21 protein-coding genes are annotated in these 15,690 nt (G+C 37.3%); 13 read left to right on the top strand and 8 right to left on the bottom strand.

Translation table 11 applies throughout. The annotated features are described in order from the left end of the window. Positions 1-43: 43 nt before the first annotated feature. Entirely contained in the window at positions 44-1,861 is a 1,818-nt protein-coding gene (gene pepF, locus B3D98_RS05965) for an oligoendopeptidase F (RefSeq protein WP_288581708.1), read from the top strand. A 391-nt stretch (positions 1,862-2,252) separates the two neighbouring features. Here the strand turns inward: pepF and B3D98_RS05970 are convergent, their stop codons facing one another. The 4 genes from B3D98_RS05970 to B3D98_RS05985 form a co-directional block, all read right to left on the bottom strand. After that, positions 2,253-3,062, bottom strand: a complete 810-nt coding sequence (locus B3D98_RS05970) for a DsbA family protein (protein WP_004227450.1) — start codon at positions 3,060-3,062, stop codon at positions 2,253-2,255. Further along, positions 3,055-3,462: a hemoglobin gene (locus B3D98_RS05975; protein WP_004227447.1), complete on the bottom strand. Its 408-nt coding sequence runs from the start codon at positions 3,460-3,462 to the stop codon at positions 3,055-3,057. Before B3D98_RS05975 ends, B3D98_RS05970 begins: the two co-directional genes overlap by 8 nt. 220 nt (positions 3,463-3,682) lie before the next feature. Beyond that, positions 3,683-4,441: a lytic transglycosylase domain-containing protein gene (locus B3D98_RS05980; protein ID WP_288581712.1), complete on the bottom strand. Its 759-nt coding sequence runs from the start codon at positions 4,439-4,441 to the stop codon at positions 3,683-3,685. Between the two features lie 29 nt (positions 4,442-4,470). Next, a complete protein-coding gene (locus B3D98_RS05985) occupies positions 4,471-5,058 on the bottom strand; it encodes a CYTH domain-containing protein (RefSeq protein ID WP_288581714.1) in 588 nt (195 codons plus the stop codon). A gap of 126 nt (positions 5,059-5,184) precedes the next feature. On the opposite strand from B3D98_RS05985, the gene B3D98_RS05990 reads away from it, so the two are divergent. The 6 genes from B3D98_RS05990 (at position 5,185) to B3D98_RS06015 (ending at position 10,242) form a co-directional block, all read left to right on the top strand. Beyond that, positions 5,185-5,568 carry a hypothetical protein gene (locus B3D98_RS05990; protein ID WP_288581717.1) on the top strand — a complete coding sequence of 128 codons (384 nt, stop codon included), beginning with the start codon at positions 5,185-5,187 and terminating at the stop codon, positions 5,566-5,568. A 56-nt stretch (positions 5,569-5,624) separates the two neighbouring features. Further along, positions 5,625-6,296, top strand: coding sequence for a GTP pyrophosphokinase (locus tag B3D98_RS05995; protein WP_004227437.1), 672 nt, complete (start codon positions 5,625-5,627; stop codon positions 6,294-6,296). After that, complete coding sequence (locus B3D98_RS06000) at positions 6,293-7,087, top strand: NAD kinase (RefSeq protein WP_004227435.1); 795 nt, start codon at positions 6,293-6,295, stop codon at positions 7,085-7,087. The genes B3D98_RS05995 and B3D98_RS06000 overlap by 4 nt, the downstream gene beginning before the upstream one ends. Next, positions 7,062-7,997, top strand: a complete 936-nt coding sequence (locus tag B3D98_RS06005) for an RluA family pseudouridine synthase (protein WP_288581722.1) — start codon at positions 7,062-7,064, stop codon at positions 7,995-7,997. Before B3D98_RS06000 ends, B3D98_RS06005 begins: the two co-directional genes overlap by 26 nt. Positions 7,998-8,410: 413 nt before the next feature. Continuing rightward, on the top strand, positions 8,411-9,787 hold the full coding sequence (gene mgtE / locus B3D98_RS06010; protein ID WP_288581725.1) for a magnesium transporter: 1,377 nt from the start codon (positions 8,411-8,413) through the stop codon (positions 9,785-9,787). A gap of 53 nt (positions 9,788-9,840) precedes the next feature. Continuing rightward, a complete protein-coding gene (locus B3D98_RS06015) occupies positions 9,841-10,242 on the top strand; it encodes a hypothetical protein (protein ID WP_231595610.1) in 402 nt (133 codons plus the stop codon). Positions 10,243-10,305: 63 nt separating this feature from the next. Here the strand turns inward: B3D98_RS06015 and B3D98_RS06020 are convergent, their stop codons facing one another. Continuing rightward, the gene (locus B3D98_RS06020; protein ID WP_004230953.1) at positions 10,306-10,830 is read right to left on the bottom strand and encodes a CotY/CotZ family spore coat protein; all 525 of its coding nucleotides are present in this window, start codon (positions 10,828-10,830) and stop codon (positions 10,306-10,308) included. Positions 10,831-10,963: 133 nt separating this feature from the next. On the opposite strand from B3D98_RS06020, the gene B3D98_RS06025 reads away from it, so the two are divergent. The 6 genes from B3D98_RS06025 (at position 10,964) to B3D98_RS06050 (ending at position 13,804) form a co-directional block, all read left to right on the top strand. Then, positions 10,964-11,368: a YhcN/YlaJ family sporulation lipoprotein gene (locus tag B3D98_RS06025; protein ID WP_225340734.1), complete on the top strand. Its 405-nt coding sequence runs from the start codon at positions 10,964-10,966 to the stop codon at positions 11,366-11,368. Next, positions 11,369-11,824, top strand: a complete 456-nt coding sequence (gene spoVAC / locus B3D98_RS06030) for a stage V sporulation protein AC (protein WP_004230957.1) — start codon at positions 11,369-11,371, stop codon at positions 11,822-11,824. After that, positions 11,818-12,813 (top strand): stage V sporulation protein AD, encoded by a 996-nt coding sequence (locus tag B3D98_RS06035; protein ID WP_054549787.1) that lies wholly within the window; start codon positions 11,818-11,820, stop codon positions 12,811-12,813. Before spoVAC ends, B3D98_RS06035 begins: the two co-directional genes overlap by 7 nt. A 16-nt stretch (positions 12,814-12,829) precedes the next feature. Further along, positions 12,830-13,189, top strand: coding sequence for a stage V sporulation protein AE (gene spoVAE, locus B3D98_RS06040; protein ID WP_369700615.1), 360 nt, complete (start codon positions 12,830-12,832; stop codon positions 13,187-13,189). A gap of 65 nt (positions 13,190-13,254) precedes the next feature. After that, positions 13,255-13,425 (top strand): YjcZ family sporulation protein, encoded by a 171-nt coding sequence (locus B3D98_RS06045; RefSeq protein WP_009374137.1) that lies wholly within the window; start codon positions 13,255-13,257, stop codon positions 13,423-13,425. 130 nt (positions 13,426-13,555) lie between these two features. Then, on the top strand, positions 13,556-13,804 hold the full coding sequence (locus B3D98_RS06050; RefSeq protein ID WP_004230969.1) for a stage VI sporulation protein F: 249 nt from the start codon (positions 13,556-13,558) through the stop codon (positions 13,802-13,804). Between the two features lie 119 nt (positions 13,805-13,923). Here B3D98_RS06050 and B3D98_RS06055 read toward each other — a convergent pair whose 3' ends face one another. From B3D98_RS06055 to B3D98_RS06065, 3 genes are all read right to left on the bottom strand, one after another. Then, positions 13,924-14,352: a GNAT family N-acetyltransferase gene (locus B3D98_RS06055; RefSeq protein WP_054549889.1), complete on the bottom strand. Its 429-nt coding sequence runs from the start codon at positions 14,350-14,352 to the stop codon at positions 13,924-13,926. A 3-nt stretch (positions 14,353-14,355) separates the two neighbouring features. After that, positions 14,356-14,871: a YjcG family protein gene (locus B3D98_RS06060; protein WP_054549788.1), complete on the bottom strand. Its 516-nt coding sequence runs from the start codon at positions 14,869-14,871 to the stop codon at positions 14,356-14,358. An 83-nt stretch (positions 14,872-14,954) separates the two neighbouring features. Continuing rightward, entirely contained in the window at positions 14,955-15,674 is a 720-nt protein-coding gene (locus B3D98_RS06065; RefSeq protein ID WP_054549789.1) for an alpha/beta hydrolase, read from the bottom strand. Positions 15,675-15,690: the final 16 nt, after the last annotated feature.

The following is a 15,690-nucleotide window of genomic DNA, read 5'->3' on the forward strand; positions in this document are numbered from 1 at the left end:
GAGAGTAAAAGGAAAAAAGCACATATAAAGGGGGCTGGCATATATGGCTAGTAATAGTAATCAGGTTTTGGTTCGAAAAGAAGTACCAGAAGAATTAACATGGCGCTTAGAAGACATCTTTGTAACAGATGCAGCTTGGGAAGAGGAATTGAAGGAGGTTGCAGAGCTTGCTAAACAAGCACCTAGCTATGCAGGTACTTTAAATAATGGGGCAGAGGCATTATTAGCAGCTTTACAGTATCATGATCATATATATGAACGTGCAATGAAGCTCTACACATATGCTCATATGCGCTATGATCAAGATACTACAAATAGCTTTTATCAAGATATGAACAGCCGTATTCAAACATTGGCAACGAGTATCTCAGCTGGCCTTTCCTATTTAACGCCAGAAATTCTGTCATTAAGTGAAGAAACGATTGAACGCTACTTAACAGAAAATCAAGACCTACAACAATATAAGCAATCTTTAAAAGAAATTACAATGGCACGTCCACATGTATTACCAGCCGAACAGGAGGCATTGCTAGCGCAAATGTCTGAGGTGACAGGTACAGCTTCGAATACATTCAGCATGTTAAACAATGCCGATATGGTATTCCCTCATGTGAAAAATGAAGAGGGAGAAGAAGTACAACTTACGCATGGTAATTATATCAAGTTTTTAGAGAGCAAGGATCGCTCTGTACGTGAAGGCGCATTTAAGGCTATGTACGAAACATATGGCAAGTTTAAAAATACGTTCTCGGCTACGCTAACTGGTAATGTAAAGAAGCATAATGTAAGTGCTCGAATTCGTCATTATGAATCTGCACGCCACGCTGCCATGTCTAATAACTTCATTCCTGAAAATGTCTATGATCAGCTGGTGGAAACAATTCATAAGCATTTACCAGCTATGCAACGTTATATTTCGTTGCGTAAGAAATTATTGGGTGTAGACGAATTGCATATGTGGGATTTATTTGCGCCACTAGTTAAAGAGGTGGAAATGAAGGTCTCTTATGATGAAGCGAAAGATATTTTAGTAAAGGCTTTAGCTCCATTAGGGGAGGAATATCAAAGCATCGTTCAAAATGGACTGGATAACCGCTGGGTCGATGTTTTAGAGAATAAAGGGAAGCGTAGTGGAGCCTATTCTTCAGGCGCCTATGGTACGAATCCGTATATTTTAATGAATTGGCAGGATAATGTGAACAATCTATTTACATTAGCACATGAATTTGGCCATAGTGTTCATAGTTATTATTCACGCAACAACCAGCCATTTGTTTATGGAGACTACTCTATTTTTGTGGCAGAGGTCGCTTCTACTTGCAATGAAGAGTTATTAAATGACTATTTATTGAAAACAATTGATGATCCACAACAAAAAATATACTTATTAAACCATTGGCTAGATGGCTTCAGAAGTACGGTATTCAGACAAACAATGTTTGCAGAGTTCGAACACCTTATTCATCAGATGGATAAGAACGGTGAATCCTTGACAGCAGATCGTTTAACAGAAGTTTACTATGAATTAAACAAAAAGTACTTCGGTGATGATATGGTGGTAGATGAGGAAATAGGCTTAGAATGGGCTCGTATTCCACACTTCTACTATAATTACTATGTTTATCAGTATGCGACTGGTAAATCAGCTGCTACAGCATTGAGTAAACAAATTTTAGAGGAGGGTGCACCAGCTGTAGAACGTTATATTAATAACTTCTTAAAAGCGGGATGCTCTGATTTCCCTATTGAGGTATTAAAGGCAGCAGGCGTTGATATGAACGTAGCTAAGCCAATTGAAGATGCATGTAAAGTATTTGAAGAACGTTTAAATGAATTAGAAAAATTATTGTTAAATAACTAATTAATTAGGCTATAGGAATGTTCCTATAGCCTAATTCTTTTTATTAACAGCATAAATTAAAAGGAAAGAATAATGTTTTTTTTTGATTTCTAAATAGTTTAAAAGTGTGCATCTTGGAAAAATACTGTTTGTAATCGCTTTCTATTTGACAAATTTGTGAATCTAGTATTGGTTTCATTGCTAAATATATTATTCCATGATAGAGTAATTCTTGTGAAATAAATCACAAAACAAACATACACCCCTTTGTTTGAACGTGAACATTTCTCCCATCCCCTTTGTGAAAAAGAAGCGTCTCTATCGGTCGAGGATAGAGGCGCTTCTTTGTATTTTGCGTTATCTTGAAAAAGGGACTCCATCATGATGATTGGAGTCCCTTTTGTTTATTTTATTATTTAAGACGCCATAACGTAGCGTGAGTAGTCTGGATTCGTTCGATCTTTTGTTGCAGCATGCGTTTCTTTAGTTCACGCTCTGCTGCTTGCTCTGTTAATGAATAGATAAAAGCTATTTCATTTGTAGAAAGAGTATGGAATTTAGAAAATAAGTCCTCTATTGATGGTAAAGGCTGACGGACAAGCTGTTCGTTCAGCATTTCTTGTAAAATATGTTCATAAACTTCATAGGAATAGCTACCACTAACTTTTAGTCCCTCATCTTCAATACATTCATTGAAAAATACGATACTTGGTACTTCATCTACTTCCATTTCGCGTTTAATATATAAATCGCATTGGAAAGCACGTGCTGCCTCTTTTGAACCAAAGTCAACAGTAAACTCATTCATATCGAGTTGAACATCCTCAGCTATTTTTAAAAGCGTTGCATAGGAGTTTACATCTTGATGACTTAATAATACGTATTCTTGTAGTTTCGACAAATAACGCGCACCTGCACGTTTCCCCTGTAATTCAGCTGCTTTAATAGCGATAGAAGGTAAAACAGGGTGATTAATATCAAGTTCGATTCCTGAAATACAGCCTTTGACACGTTTACTTAAGCAATTTAAAGAAGTAAGTTCTGTACTTAAAACAAAGCGCCATGTGAAGTAATGGTTGTATTCAAGCTGTAATTTACGAAGAGTTGCTTGCATACTGAAAGCTTCAGGGCAAAGTGGATCTACGAAAATATACAATTCAATTGGCTTGTTTGCAGTAGAAATCGTTGGCGTTGGCTCTTGCAACATTTGAATATTATTCACGTAACAATTCCCCCTCATCGTCATTTGGCGTATTAACCATGTGATGAGCTGTTAATACTAAACGTTGATAATAAGTCTCACGGAACTTCCCTTCCAAACCTACCTCATCCATTGCTTCTGACATACACTCTAGCCAAGCTTGAGCGCGGTCAGGTGTAATAGGAAAATTCATGTGACGTGCACGCATCATCGGATGACCATGCTCCTCAGTAAAAAGATTTGGCCCTCCTAAATACTGTGTTTGAAATTGAATTTGTTTACGGGCTGTTTCTGTTAAATCCTTTGGAAAGATTGGAATAAGATCAGGATGCTGAGCAACTCTTTTATAGAACGCATGAATGAGTTCTGACAGTTTTTCAGCTCCCAGCTCCTCATAAGGAACAGTGTATTTTCGACTCATAAGTTATATGCTCCTTTAATTCTTTATATCGTAAAGTACCATATTGTATACTTCATCCTCATCAAATTGTGAAATTCTTGTGACTACCTTCATTCTATCAACGTCTTTTCGTTAACACAAACAAAGAGCTCTTTCGAATTGCTGTTCGCTATAAAAGCACAAATTTCACCACTATGGGTGAAATTTGTTGGAAATGACATAGATAACAGGAAAGGTGCGATTACACTGTAAAGTAATTCATCACTTTTTTGACATAATTCTGTGTTTCTTTGAAAGGAGGGATTCCTCCATATTTCGTAACACGAGATGCGCCAGCATTATAAGCTGCTAATGCTAGTGAAGGGTCATTATTAAACTTATCTAGCATTTGACGCAAATATTTTGCACCAGCCATAATATTCTGCTCTGGATCAAAAGCGTTAGTCACACCCAAATATTGTGCTGTTTTGGGCATGAGTTGCATTAAACCTTGCGCACCCGCATGGCTTACTACAGTTGGATTAAAATTAGATTCTTGTTTAATAACCGCTGCAATAAGCTTCGCGGGTATCTGATAAGTAGCGGCTGCTTTTTCAATAATGGCAGTATACTCATTTGATCCTGCTAGTGAATTAGCATATGCTGTAGAGCCTATTACATCGTCTGAAACATAGGAATCAAGTTTGTTACTAGCATATGTGTTTGCTAAAGCTTGTTTGACTGATTCAGGTATAAACACAGCATTAGACCCTTTGTAAAGTAATGATTCTAATGGACTTTGCTCCAAAGTAGCTAATTCTTTGACGAAATTTGAATTATTTGCTGTTCCTGTAGCAAGCAAGCTTGATAATTTAGCATTACTTGCTGTCGAAGTTTCTCCTAATAATTCGTTAATCATATCAGAAAAAATAGACTCATTGTCTGTGGGTGAACTTTCGCTTGATCCAAGTGTTTGCAAAGCCCGAATTTCTAGTAAAGATTTGAATGATTGAATATCCAAGGAGTCAGACACCTTCCTTTTTTCTACTTTTATAAATTTTGTGCTTTTAGTGCCTTCATAAAACGAGCAATTTTTTTATCAGTTGGTTGCTTATCAATACCATATTGTTGTAAAAATTCGTCGAAAATTATATTTCCTTTTATTGCATCTTTTGCTTCATATTCTACCTCATAATCGTCACGCTGCAAATAGAAAGAATGATCAAAAACGAGAAGTCCCTCTTTGTAAGGAATTTCGACACGATCTGTAGTGAGAGAACCAAATACATGCAAATGTTCTAAAGGAATGTGATGAAGAGCTAATCTTTTAGCTACCTCTTGAGCATAAAATCCTTTGCCATCTAACATTTGTTGCGCCTCTATTGCTGTTATTTCATCCGTCGTTTCAAGGTGAGCATGCTCGGCGTTTTTTTCTTTGAGCGTACATTCGAAATAATCACCAATTTGTCTAATACGAAGACCACTTTGTAGGTTGCGAATTGCTTGATTAGGTGTGTCAAAATAATGATTTGTTTGACGATGAATAGCATTTTGGCTAATGTGGAACTCTTGTAATAATTGCTCGTATTGTTGTTTTGTTAATAGATTTTTAAATTCAATTTCAATTTCTTGTGTCATTTATAGTCACCTATTTATTTTTTATTTTTCATCCGTTGTTTCGCTCGAATTAATATTTACACACTGCAACTATTTACCCTGTGTGCTAAAATAAGAGGAAGAGTACAACGAAAAGGGGAACCGCATGTGCGTAAAATTTATACAATAGAAACATCGAATTTTGAACAAGATCAACTTCATTTTAGTTTAAACGACAATGAAGTAAATTTACAGTTAAAACCTGCTGGACAACTCATTGCAGATTCAGATGATTTTGCATTCATTTATTTACTTGATGCAGGTGAAGACTATCATTACTTGCGTTTTCCACCGAGTAGTTGGGAGAATCTTGTACATATTTTACAAAAAGGGAAAAATCCATTGCTACGAATAGGTGAAGAAGTGATTGAGCTGACAAATTTCTACGAGGAATTGGAAATGCTCGTGTATAATATTGAAGGAAATTACAATTATGGGGCAGAATTTGTCCAGGCAGTGGAACAACACTTCAAGGCTATTCTTGCTGAATAGAAAGACAAAACGAACAGACGGTGGTGTTCGATACCGATTGTCGGGAGGTTTTTACAATGGGACAATGGGAAATTTTTTTAAGTCCTTATAAACAAGCAGTAGACGAATTAAAAGTAAAATTAAAGGGCATGCGTTCGCAATTTGGTATTGTTAATGCAAATTCACCAATTGAATTTGTTACAGGACGTGTCAAGCCTTTAGCAAGTATATATGACAAAACGTTAGAAAAAGGACTAGCTTTTGAGCCTTCTAAACAACTTGGTGATGAACTTGGTGATATTGCTGGCCTTCGGATTATGTGTCAATTTGTTGATGATATTTCAACGGTAACTGAGCTAATTCGTCAGCGAAAAGATATGCGTGTAGTGGAAGAACGCGATTATATTACACATAATAAGCCTAGTGGTTATCGCTCCTACCATATGATAGTGGAGTATCCTGTTGAAACAATTCAAGGAAAAAAAGTAGTATTAGCAGAAATACAAATCCGTACACTAGCCATGAATTTCTGGGCTTCAATAGAGCATTCTTTAAATTATAAATATAAGGGCATGTTCCCAGAAGAAATTAAGAATCGCTTGCAAAGTGCTGCCGAGGCAGCATTTCGGTTGGATGAAGAAATGTCATCCATTCGTAGTGAAATTCAAGAGGCACAGGCCTACTTTAGCGAATATAAAGAAGCATCGAATCCTAATTTACTAACGGAGAAGGAGCGTGACGCGCAATGAAATTTTCGATTCAATCACGTAGAGATGCACAATCTAACGAGCTGATGGAACTTGCTAAAACCTATTTACAGGATTTTGGCTTGACCTATGATGAAGAGACGCCAGAAATTGTTGTTTCGATTGGAGGAGATGGCACACTATTGCATGCCTTTCATCGATATTCCCATTTATTAGATCAGGTAGCCTTCGTTGGTATCCATACAGGGCATTTAGGATTTTATGCGGATTGGAAACCATCTGAATTAGAAAAATTAGTTTTGTCCATTGCTAAGAAGGATTTTAATGTTGTGGAATATCCACTGCTGGAAGTAAGGGTAGAGCATCATAATGCCGAATCAAATACGTATCTTGCTTTAAACGAAGCAACCGTCAAATCGCCAGATGTTACACTTGTGATGGATGTAGAGTTAAATGGCAATCAATTTGAGCGTTTCCGTGGTGATGGTCTTTGTGTATCCACTCCCTCGGGTAGTACGGCTTATAATAAAGCTCTAGGTGGAGCCATCATACATCCTACACTAGCGGCACTCCAAGTCACTGAAATTGCCTCAATTAATAACCGCGTTTTCAGGACAGTAGGATCGCCATTAATCTTACCAGCACACCATCATTGTGTATTGCGTCCTGTAAATGAACAAAATTTTAATATGACTGTTGATCACTTGCAAATTACTCAAGGTGATGTCAAAGCCATAGCGTTTAATGTAGCAAATGAAAGAGTACGTTTTGCCCGTTTCCGACCATTCCCATTTTGGGAGCGAGTGCATGAATCATTTGTTGCAAATGAATAACGTGGATACAAGATTTACATTACAATTTGAGGCAAAGAAAAATGGCCAATTATTACGAGAGGCTCTTCAAGAGTGGCGTATTTCTAAGCGAGCTCTAACAGCTATTAAGTTTGATGGTGGCATGTTGACTGTGAATGATGTCGAACGTAATGTGAGACATATCCTGCAAGTTGGAGATTGTGTGAAAGTAACGTTTCCTCTTGAAGAAAAAAGTGAAGGGCTTGCTATCGAGCATGGAGATTTGTCCATTGTATACGAAGATGATGCCATCTTAGTGCTCAACAAACCAGCTCATCAAAGTACGATACCCTCACGAGAGCATCCAACCAACAGTATTGCAAATTTAGTTTGTGGCTATTTTCAGCAACAAGGACTGGCCTCTACGGCTCATATTGTTACAAGGCTAGACCGAGATACATCAGGTTTACTATGCATAGCTAAGCATGCTCATATTCATCATTTAACAGGGCTTGCTCAGCGTAAGAGAGAGATTTCAAGACAATATGAAGCCATTGTACATGGACATATCGAACAAAACTTTCAATCGATTATAGCTCCGATTGGTCGTAAAGAAGCTAGTATTATTGAAAGAGAAGTACGAGAAGATGGACAATATGCACATACGGATGTAAAGGTTCTGAAGCGTTTTTCACTGGGTGCTGAACCAATGACACATGTACGACTTCAATTGCATACAGGGCGTACACATCAAATTCGCGTGCACATGTCACATCTTGGACACCCACTTGTGGGGGATGACCTTTATGGTGGTAGTCGTCTTCAGATTGATCGACAAGCATTACATTGTGTATCTTTAAGTATGGAGCATCCTTTAACAAGTGTGCCATTACACTTTACAAGTATGCTAAATGAAGACATGCAAAGATTACTGAAGGAATCTTCAGCATAAATTTTTGATAAAAGGAGGTGTTCGCGCAAACGAGCATCTCCTTATCATTTTTTGAATTAGGTTAAACTGCGTATTTCTTCACGAGGGAGATTCTTAATATCACAGGTCGTATGGTAGGTGAAAATTGGATGTATTGTTTATCTGCGCGTCAACAACAACTATCCTGGAGTTTAGAGAATTAGATTATTTTACACCTTATTCATAACAAAGTGACCAAAGGTAAGGTATAGTAAAATAGAATCGCCATGATTTTAGGCGTAATATTGAATTTTATAAAAATCTGCCCAATTGCTCATAAATATAACTTAAAAAAGAGTTTGCAGAAAAGGTACATTACACTCTATTATATAGAAGGTAGATTTACGGCAGCATTGCCCGTAAAATGATTGAAAGCTCGGAAGGAGGGGACAAGCATGATAGAGGATAGAAATGAAAAGGATGATGTGCAATTTGATGAGGCACATCTACGAGAAATGCTGGAAGCACATAATATTGACGCATTCCGTGATGAGTTTTTAGAACTTCATCCATATGATCAGGCAACGTTTTATGAAAAGGTGGAACCTGATATAAGGAAAATCATCTATTCGTTCTTGTCTCCGACAGAAATGGCTGATATTTTTGAGGCAATCGATATTGAAGATGATGAGTATAAAGCATATCTTGCTGAAATGGATCCATCATACGGTGCAGAAATGCTATCTCATATGTATGCGGATGATGCGGCAGATGTCTTAAATGAACTGGATACAGCACAGCGCGAAAGCTATTTAGAAATGATGGATGAAGAAGCGGCAGAAGATATTAATGAGCTATTAAGCTACGATGAATATACTGCTGGTTCTATCATGACCACTGAATATGTCGCTATACCAGAAAATTCAACAGTTCGTTCAGCTATGGCCATTTTGCGTAAAGAGGCACCAGATGCAGAGACCGTTTATTATATTTTTGTTGTGGATGAAGAACATCGTCTAACGGGTGTTATTTCGTTACGTGATTTAATCATTGCTGACGAGGATACACTTATTCGTTCCATTATGAATGAACGTGTCGTGATGGTACATGTAGGCGATGACCAAGAAGAAGTCGCGCAAATTATGAAGGATTATAATTTTTTAGCGACACCTGTTATTGATGATAAAGGAGAATTACTTGGTATTATCACGGTTGACGATATTATTGATGTTATTGATGAAGAGGCTTCTGAGGATTACTCTAAATTGGCTGGTATTTCGGATATGGATAAATTTGATGTAACACCATTCCAAGCAGCTAAAAAACGTTTGCCATGGCTAGTAGTTCTACTGTTTCTAGGTATGTTAACAGCTAACCTAATGGGGCAATTTGAGGATACTTTAGATAAGGTTGCCTTACTAGCGGTCTTTATTCCATTAATTTCAGGAACTTCAGGTAATAGTGGAACACAGGCATTGGCCGTGGCCATTCGAGGGATTGCAACAGGTGATGTAGAAGAACATAGTAAATTGAAGTTACTATTACGTGAAGCAGGTACTGGCTTAATGTCAGGCATTGTTTGTGGATTAATTGTTATTGGGATCGTTTATTTTTGGAAACATGAACTTGTCCTAGGTATGTTAGTAGGGGCAGCGCTTTGTGGTTCTATTTTAGTGGCAACATTAGCTGGTTCATTTATTCCATTGTTAATGCATCGACTAAAAATTGACCCTGCTGTTGCATCAGGACCCTTTATTACTACATTAAATGATATTACAAGTATTTTAATTTATTTGGGCTTAGCAACAGTTTTCTTAAGCCAAATAGGCTAAGAACCAATTTGCTTACTTTCGCATATTGTATGGAAAAAAGGGAAGTGAGTAAAGTGGATCAAGAACCACGCTTGTTTATAAAATCACCATCATATTTTTTAAATATTTCTAAGGTGTTACATGAACTTGATTTGGATGAAAGTACATCTGTCTATGTAAAGGACACTATGTTCGATGAGCAAATAGTTGAAGAAAAAAATGAGACAGTGGATGAAGTACAAATAGATCCTTATTTACTGAAACAGCTCCAGTTTTTAGAAAAACCATTTCGTCAGAGAGCCTATCAGCCATTATTAGTTTGTTTAAAGGATGGTAGAAAATTAACTGGGACAGCTTCAGATGTACAGAATGATTCTTTAATGCTCACATCATTAGAATTAAAAATACAGGAAATCATTCATTTTGAAGATATACAGCAAATACTTTGGCGAGGAAGAAAATTGCCAACTTTATAAAAAAAGTGTACAGCAGAGGATGCTGTACACTTTTTTTATGTGTGTGTGTCAAAGGTGAAAGAATTAGTCACAAATCCCTAAGTCAACATCAGCGATACATTGTACAGCGCAGAAGCAAGATAAATCCACAGTAATACAGCTATCTGTTGAGCTCCAGTCATCTACTTTACAGATTTTCTTCATGTTGATACAACAACCATCTTTGCTTAGTAAGTCTACTGTACTTTCACTAGAGTCAAATGTACATAATGGCTCTAAAACACGTAAAGTAGCACAGCATTCATCAAACATATCTTCTACGCGGAAGAATACGGATGTACAAATACAAGGATCTGCTGTTGGAGAGTTAAAGAATGCTTTGAAAGGAGTACCATCTTTTGTAATTAACATGAAAACACGTGTATCTGCTTGTGAGCGTGCAGGACTAACAATCCCGCCTAGTGGCTCTAAGAAACAGTTTGCTGTACATGGAGAACACTCATCTCGCACCGCTTGATTTTGAATATCTAAAATAGCGCGAACTACGTCACAAACGCAGCCTGCTGAATGGATTGGTCCAATAGGATTTGTTGGCTTACCACAACCCATATTGTCACCCCCTTTCCTTGTTACTACTTCTACAATATGTACTTTTGAAAACTGGACTCGGGCTTTTGTGTATTTCTTTGAATGAATAGTTTTTTTATGTGTGGAGAAACTTTAAAGAAAAGGAGGGTAAAACTTGAGGCTACTAGGAATGACGTTACCTCTCTTAGTTGTTTTATCGCTGTTAAATGGTTGTGCTGAAAAGGAAAAATTTATCGTCTATGGGTCTCCACAAAATGAAAGTGAAGTCGAAACCCTTATTAAAGAAGAAGACTATGTTGATCGCTCAACGGTTATTCAATATGACGATAGTATGCTTATCGCAGTACAAATTAAACCATGGGAAAAGTGGAAAAAAACTAAGTTAGAGAAAAAATTGCAAAAGAAATTTGAAGAGAAATATCCAAACAAAGAAGTGTTTGTCTCCGCTGATTACAAAATTTTTTATGAAGCCAATAAAATAAAAAAGGATCAGATGGAAGATAATAAATTAAGCGATAAAATTACAGAACTAAAAGAGCTTGCAAAGGAGGAGACATAAATGGAAAAAGAGCAGTATCAACAGTTAGAGCAAAATGTTACACCAAAGCCCCCTTATTTAAAGAATGTAGCAAAAGCCTTTTTCGTTGGCGGTTTTATTTGTGCAATCGGTCAAGCTGTGTCTCTTTTTTATATTATTTTCTTCAATTTTACAGAGGCAACAGCAGGAAATCCTACGGTTGCAACGATGGTATTTTTCGCAATGATATTAACAGGTCTTGGCCTTTATAAAAGAATTGGTCAATTTGCTGGGGCTGGATCAGCAGTTCCAGTAACAGGCTTTGGTAATGCTGTTATTTCGGCAGCAATCGAGCATCGTTCTGAAGGGCTAGTATTGGGAGTCGGAGGAAATTTATTTAAATTAGCAGGATCAGTTGTTTTATTTGGTGTAGTGTCAGCATTTTTTGTAGCGCTCATTAAATATATCCTCGTAACGATAGGAGTGGTTTCATGGTAATTGTATTTCAATCGAAGCCCTCTCTTTTAGCAGGTGGTGTGGTAGCAGGTCCATTAGAAAATAGGAGTATTTTTAGTCAATATTTTGACTCTGTGTATGATGATGAACGTTGGCAAATGAAAACAAACGAACAGGGACATCGTAAAATGATCGAAGAGGCCTGTGAATTTGCTATGAAAAAAATGGGCGTACAAAAAGGTGATATCAATTATTTAATGGGTGGAGATTTAGTCAACCAAATGACACCAACTAATTTTGCCGCTAGGGATTTAGAAATCCCTTTTATTGGACTCTTTTCGGCATGTGCCACATCTGTATCTTCAGTCATTATTGCATGCCTGTTAACCGAGTTAGGTGCTGCTAATTTTTCATTAGCAGGTGCCTCTAGTCAACATAATGCAATTGAACGCCAGTTTCGTTACCCCATCAATTATGGAGCACAAAAACCACAAACAGCTCAGTGGACTGTAACTGCTGCTGGTTATGCGTTAATTGGCAAGCATCGCGAGGAATATCCTTCTATAGAAGCGGCAACAATTGGCAAATCCGTTGACTATGGTATGGATGATCCTTTCCATATGGGTGCAGCAATGGCACCTGCTGCTTTCCAAACGATTCAATCTCATTTACAACAGAGAAATCAAAAAATTTATCATTACGATTTAATTTTAACAGGCGATTTGGGCCAGCTTGGCTTAAAGCTATTGAAAGGAATGCTTGTGGAAAATGGCGTGAAAAATGAAGAGCTCACGTTATTACGTGATGCAGGTGCTGAATTTTATGGACAGGATGAAGCATTCCAATCTGGTGCAAGTGGTGCAGGCTGTTCGGCAGCTGTTTTTTTTAGTTATGTTATTCAACAAATGCGTGCAGGGAGCTATAAGCGAGTATTACTAGTAGCAACGGGTGCGTTATTATCTCCGCTATCCTATCAGCAAGGCGAGACGATTCCATGTACGGCACATGCGATAGAAATTACGATGAAATGAGGCAAAAAACATGGTTATGACTTTTGTATTTGCATTTATTGTTGGAGGCATTATTTGCGTCATAGGCCAATTATTAATGGATGTTGGCAATTTAACACCGGGCCATACACTAAGTACGTTAGTGGTTGTAGGTGCGATTTTGGATGGTATGGGCTTATATGAGCCATTAATTAATTTTGCTGGAGCAGGGGCGACAGTGCCCATTACATCCTTCGGGAATTCATTAACACATGGTGCTCTGGCGGAGGCAGAAAAACATGGACTTGTTGGCGTATTAACAGGCATGTTCGAAGTAACAAGCTCAGGAATCAGTGCTGCTATTGTGTTCGGCTTTATTGGTGCCTTAATATTTAGACCAAAAGGAAATATTGACTAGACGAATACCCCTCCCATTTTTACGACCGAAACATATTATAGGTTGTAGAAGGGAGGGGTGCTTTTATGGGATACCAAGGCTGGGGCTCACAACCGTACGGAAATAACGTTGGTGGGTGGAACAATAGCTACTGCGGAGGATACTCTGGAGGCAACAACTATGGTTATGGTTCTACATTTGTTCTAATTGTTGTACTATTCATTCTATTAATTATTGTTGGCGCTACTTACATCTAATTTGATGAACATAATAAAGGCTTTAGCTTTTATTTAGGAAATTCTAAATAAAGTTAAGGCCTCCACCATTTGCGAAATGTTTCGTGCAAGAAGCAAGGTCATATTGAGTTTTAATGATAGGAGGGAAAACATGCATCGCTCGTTTTTTAATTCGATTGAGCAAAAAACAGGTGTATCGATGGATGAAATCTTCGCATTAGCCAATGCCATTCAACATGCGGATTTTACCAGTGAAAAACAAGTAAGAAAAATTGTACGACGTGTTGCTAAAATATCTAACAGATCGATTACGCAAGAGTTAGAAGATAAATTAGTACAATCTATTATTCAAGATGGCGCATCACTAGATTTCGATAAAATCACTAGAATGATGAAGTAGCGCATGGCATATCTACTTGGCAATGCAGCTTGTTACGATAGAGTAGATAAATGGTGGCAAGCGAATTCGTCTCATAAAAAGGGGTGTTACGACATTATAAATATCGTAACACCCTTTCATTAAATATTCTTCTCCATAGCACGGTGTGGAATACCTGCATCCATAAACTCAGGTGAGGTAACTGTAAAGCCTAGCTTTTCGTAAAAGGGAATTGCATAGCTTTGTGCATGAAGTTTTAAGGTTTTTTTATTAATAGAAATGGCATGCTTCTCCATTTCCTTCATAATTAAAGCGCCTAATTTTTTGCCGCGTTGGGATTGTAAAATACAGACACGCTCAATTTTAGCTGTATTGTTGTCAATACTGCGTAAACGTGCTGCTCCTACAGGCTCATCGTTATCATACATAATGAAATGTGTTGCAGTTGCATCCTCAGCATCACATTCTAGATGAAGCGGAACACCTTGCTCTTCAACAAATACTTTTTTGCGAATAGCAAAGGCATCATCGTGTTCTTGCTTTGTTTCAACAATTTTAACGTTATACAACAATCACTCAGCTCCAGACAAACGGAATGTTTCGTAAGTTGTCCATGAACCATCTTCTAATTGATATAAAAGATGAATGCGATCAATTGTATCTTTTTCATCAACGCCTGTCATGCGTAATTGACCAAAAATGTCATCATGCTCTGAATCTGACATTTTTTGAGCGATTGTAATGTGTGGAACAAATACATGCTTCATTTCCCCATAAGGGATTTTTTCTTGAAGTTCATGTTGGAATGCTGCTAATTGTTCTGTTGGTTCAATGCGGAAGTAAATCGCATTTGTTGTAGGGAAAAACGAACTAATGCGAGATGCATGAATGTTTAAAGGTGCATATTTAGCAGCAAGTTCATCTAATTGCTTGACGATGGTTTGAATCTCTTCTTCAGACGCATCGAAGCTGTCCTTTAATGTCATATGCGGTGTAATCTTTGCATAATGAGGATCGTATCGTTTGCGATAAGTATTCGCTAAATCTTGCAATTTTTTTGATGGAAATGCCACAATACCGTACTTCATAGTCCATTACCTCCCGAAAATAAACAATTTTTCTAATTAAGTATAACAGAAATTTCAGTTTTCGTAATTTGAATCGCTTCATATTAATTGAAATTTTCAATTAATGCACGTCGAAGGTCTGGTTTCCAATATTTCCATGTATGATTGCCATCAAACTCGTCATAAAATGTAGTAAACCCTTTATTTATCATGAGATCATGCAATTGACGATTAGGTGTTAAAAAATCTTTGATGGTTTTATCCATTGTCACAACCTGATCTTCGCCTTTGCCGACGATATGGTAGATAGAAATAGATCCTGGATCTTTAAAATTTTCCACAGCCTTTAATACATCAGCATCTACATAAGGTGATTGTAGGATGACTTTGCCAAAGATGCTTGGATACTTTAAAGCAGCCATTAAGGAAGCAGTGGCAGCCATAGAGTCACCAATCACTCCACGACTCATACCCATTTGGTAAGTGGCATACTCCTGATCTAAATAAGGCACTAGCTCATGTGCTAAAAAGCGAAGATAGGCTTCATGTTGCTCACCGCTCGGGATATATTTATGACGTCGATCTTTTATGTCTTTGTAAGGAACAAATGCAATAATTAAATTTTCGATTTCATAGTCATCAATCAGTTCATCAGCTAGCTTTGTAATACCACCAAGTTGGAAATAATCTTTACCGTCTGATGCGATTAAAATGTTGTATTTATATAGTGGAGAATAATTTGCAGGAACATAAATATAGAGCTGTAATTCTTCCTGTAATGACTCACTGTAAAATGTTAAATCCTGTACTGTTCCCTTATCCAATGATGACACTCCTTCT

Source organism: Lysinibacillus sp. UBA5994, from assembly GCF_002429725.1.
GTDB lineage: Bacteria > Bacillota > Bacilli > Bacillales_A > Planococcaceae > Lysinibacillus > Lysinibacillus capsici.

Coding starts and splice junctions, on each gene's coding strand:
- pepF (WP_288581708.1), top strand. CDS start 44: ATGGCTAGTAATAGTAATCAGGTTTTGGTTCGAAAAGAAGTACCAGAA.
- B3D98_RS05975 (WP_004227447.1), bottom strand. CDS start 3,462: ATGAGTCGAAAATACACTGTTCCTTATGAGGAGCTGGGAGCTGAAAAA.
- B3D98_RS05985 (WP_288581714.1), bottom strand. CDS start 5,058: ATGACACAAGAAATTGAAATTGAATTTAAAAATCTATTAACAAAACAA.
- B3D98_RS05995 (WP_004227437.1), top strand. CDS start 5,625: ATGGGACAATGGGAAATTTTTTTAAGTCCTTATAAACAAGCAGTAGAC.
- B3D98_RS06000 (WP_004227435.1), top strand. CDS start 6,293: ATGAAATTTTCGATTCAATCACGTAGAGATGCACAATCTAACGAGCTG.
- B3D98_RS06005 (WP_288581722.1), top strand. CDS start 7,062: ATGAATCATTTGTTGCAAATGAATAACGTGGATACAAGATTTACATTA.
- mgtE (WP_288581725.1), top strand. CDS start 8,411: ATGATAGAGGATAGAAATGAAAAGGATGATGTGCAATTTGATGAGGCA.
- B3D98_RS06020 (WP_004230953.1), bottom strand. CDS start 10,830: ATGGGTTGTGGTAAGCCAACAAATCCTATTGGACCAATCCATTCAGCA.
- spoVAC (WP_004230957.1), top strand. CDS start 11,369: ATGGAAAAAGAGCAGTATCAACAGTTAGAGCAAAATGTTACACCAAAG.
- B3D98_RS06035 (WP_054549787.1), top strand. CDS start 11,818: ATGGTAATTGTATTTCAATCGAAGCCCTCTCTTTTAGCAGGTGGTGTG.
- spoVAE (WP_369700615.1), top strand. CDS start 12,830: ATGACTTTTGTATTTGCATTTATTGTTGGAGGCATTATTTGCGTCATA.
- B3D98_RS06045 (WP_009374137.1), top strand. CDS start 13,255: ATGGGATACCAAGGCTGGGGCTCACAACCGTACGGAAATAACGTTGGT.
- B3D98_RS06050 (WP_004230969.1), top strand. CDS start 13,556: ATGCATCGCTCGTTTTTTAATTCGATTGAGCAAAAAACAGGTGTATCG.
- B3D98_RS06060 (WP_054549788.1), bottom strand. CDS start 14,871: ATGAAGTACGGTATTGTGGCATTTCCATCAAAAAAATTGCAAGATTTA.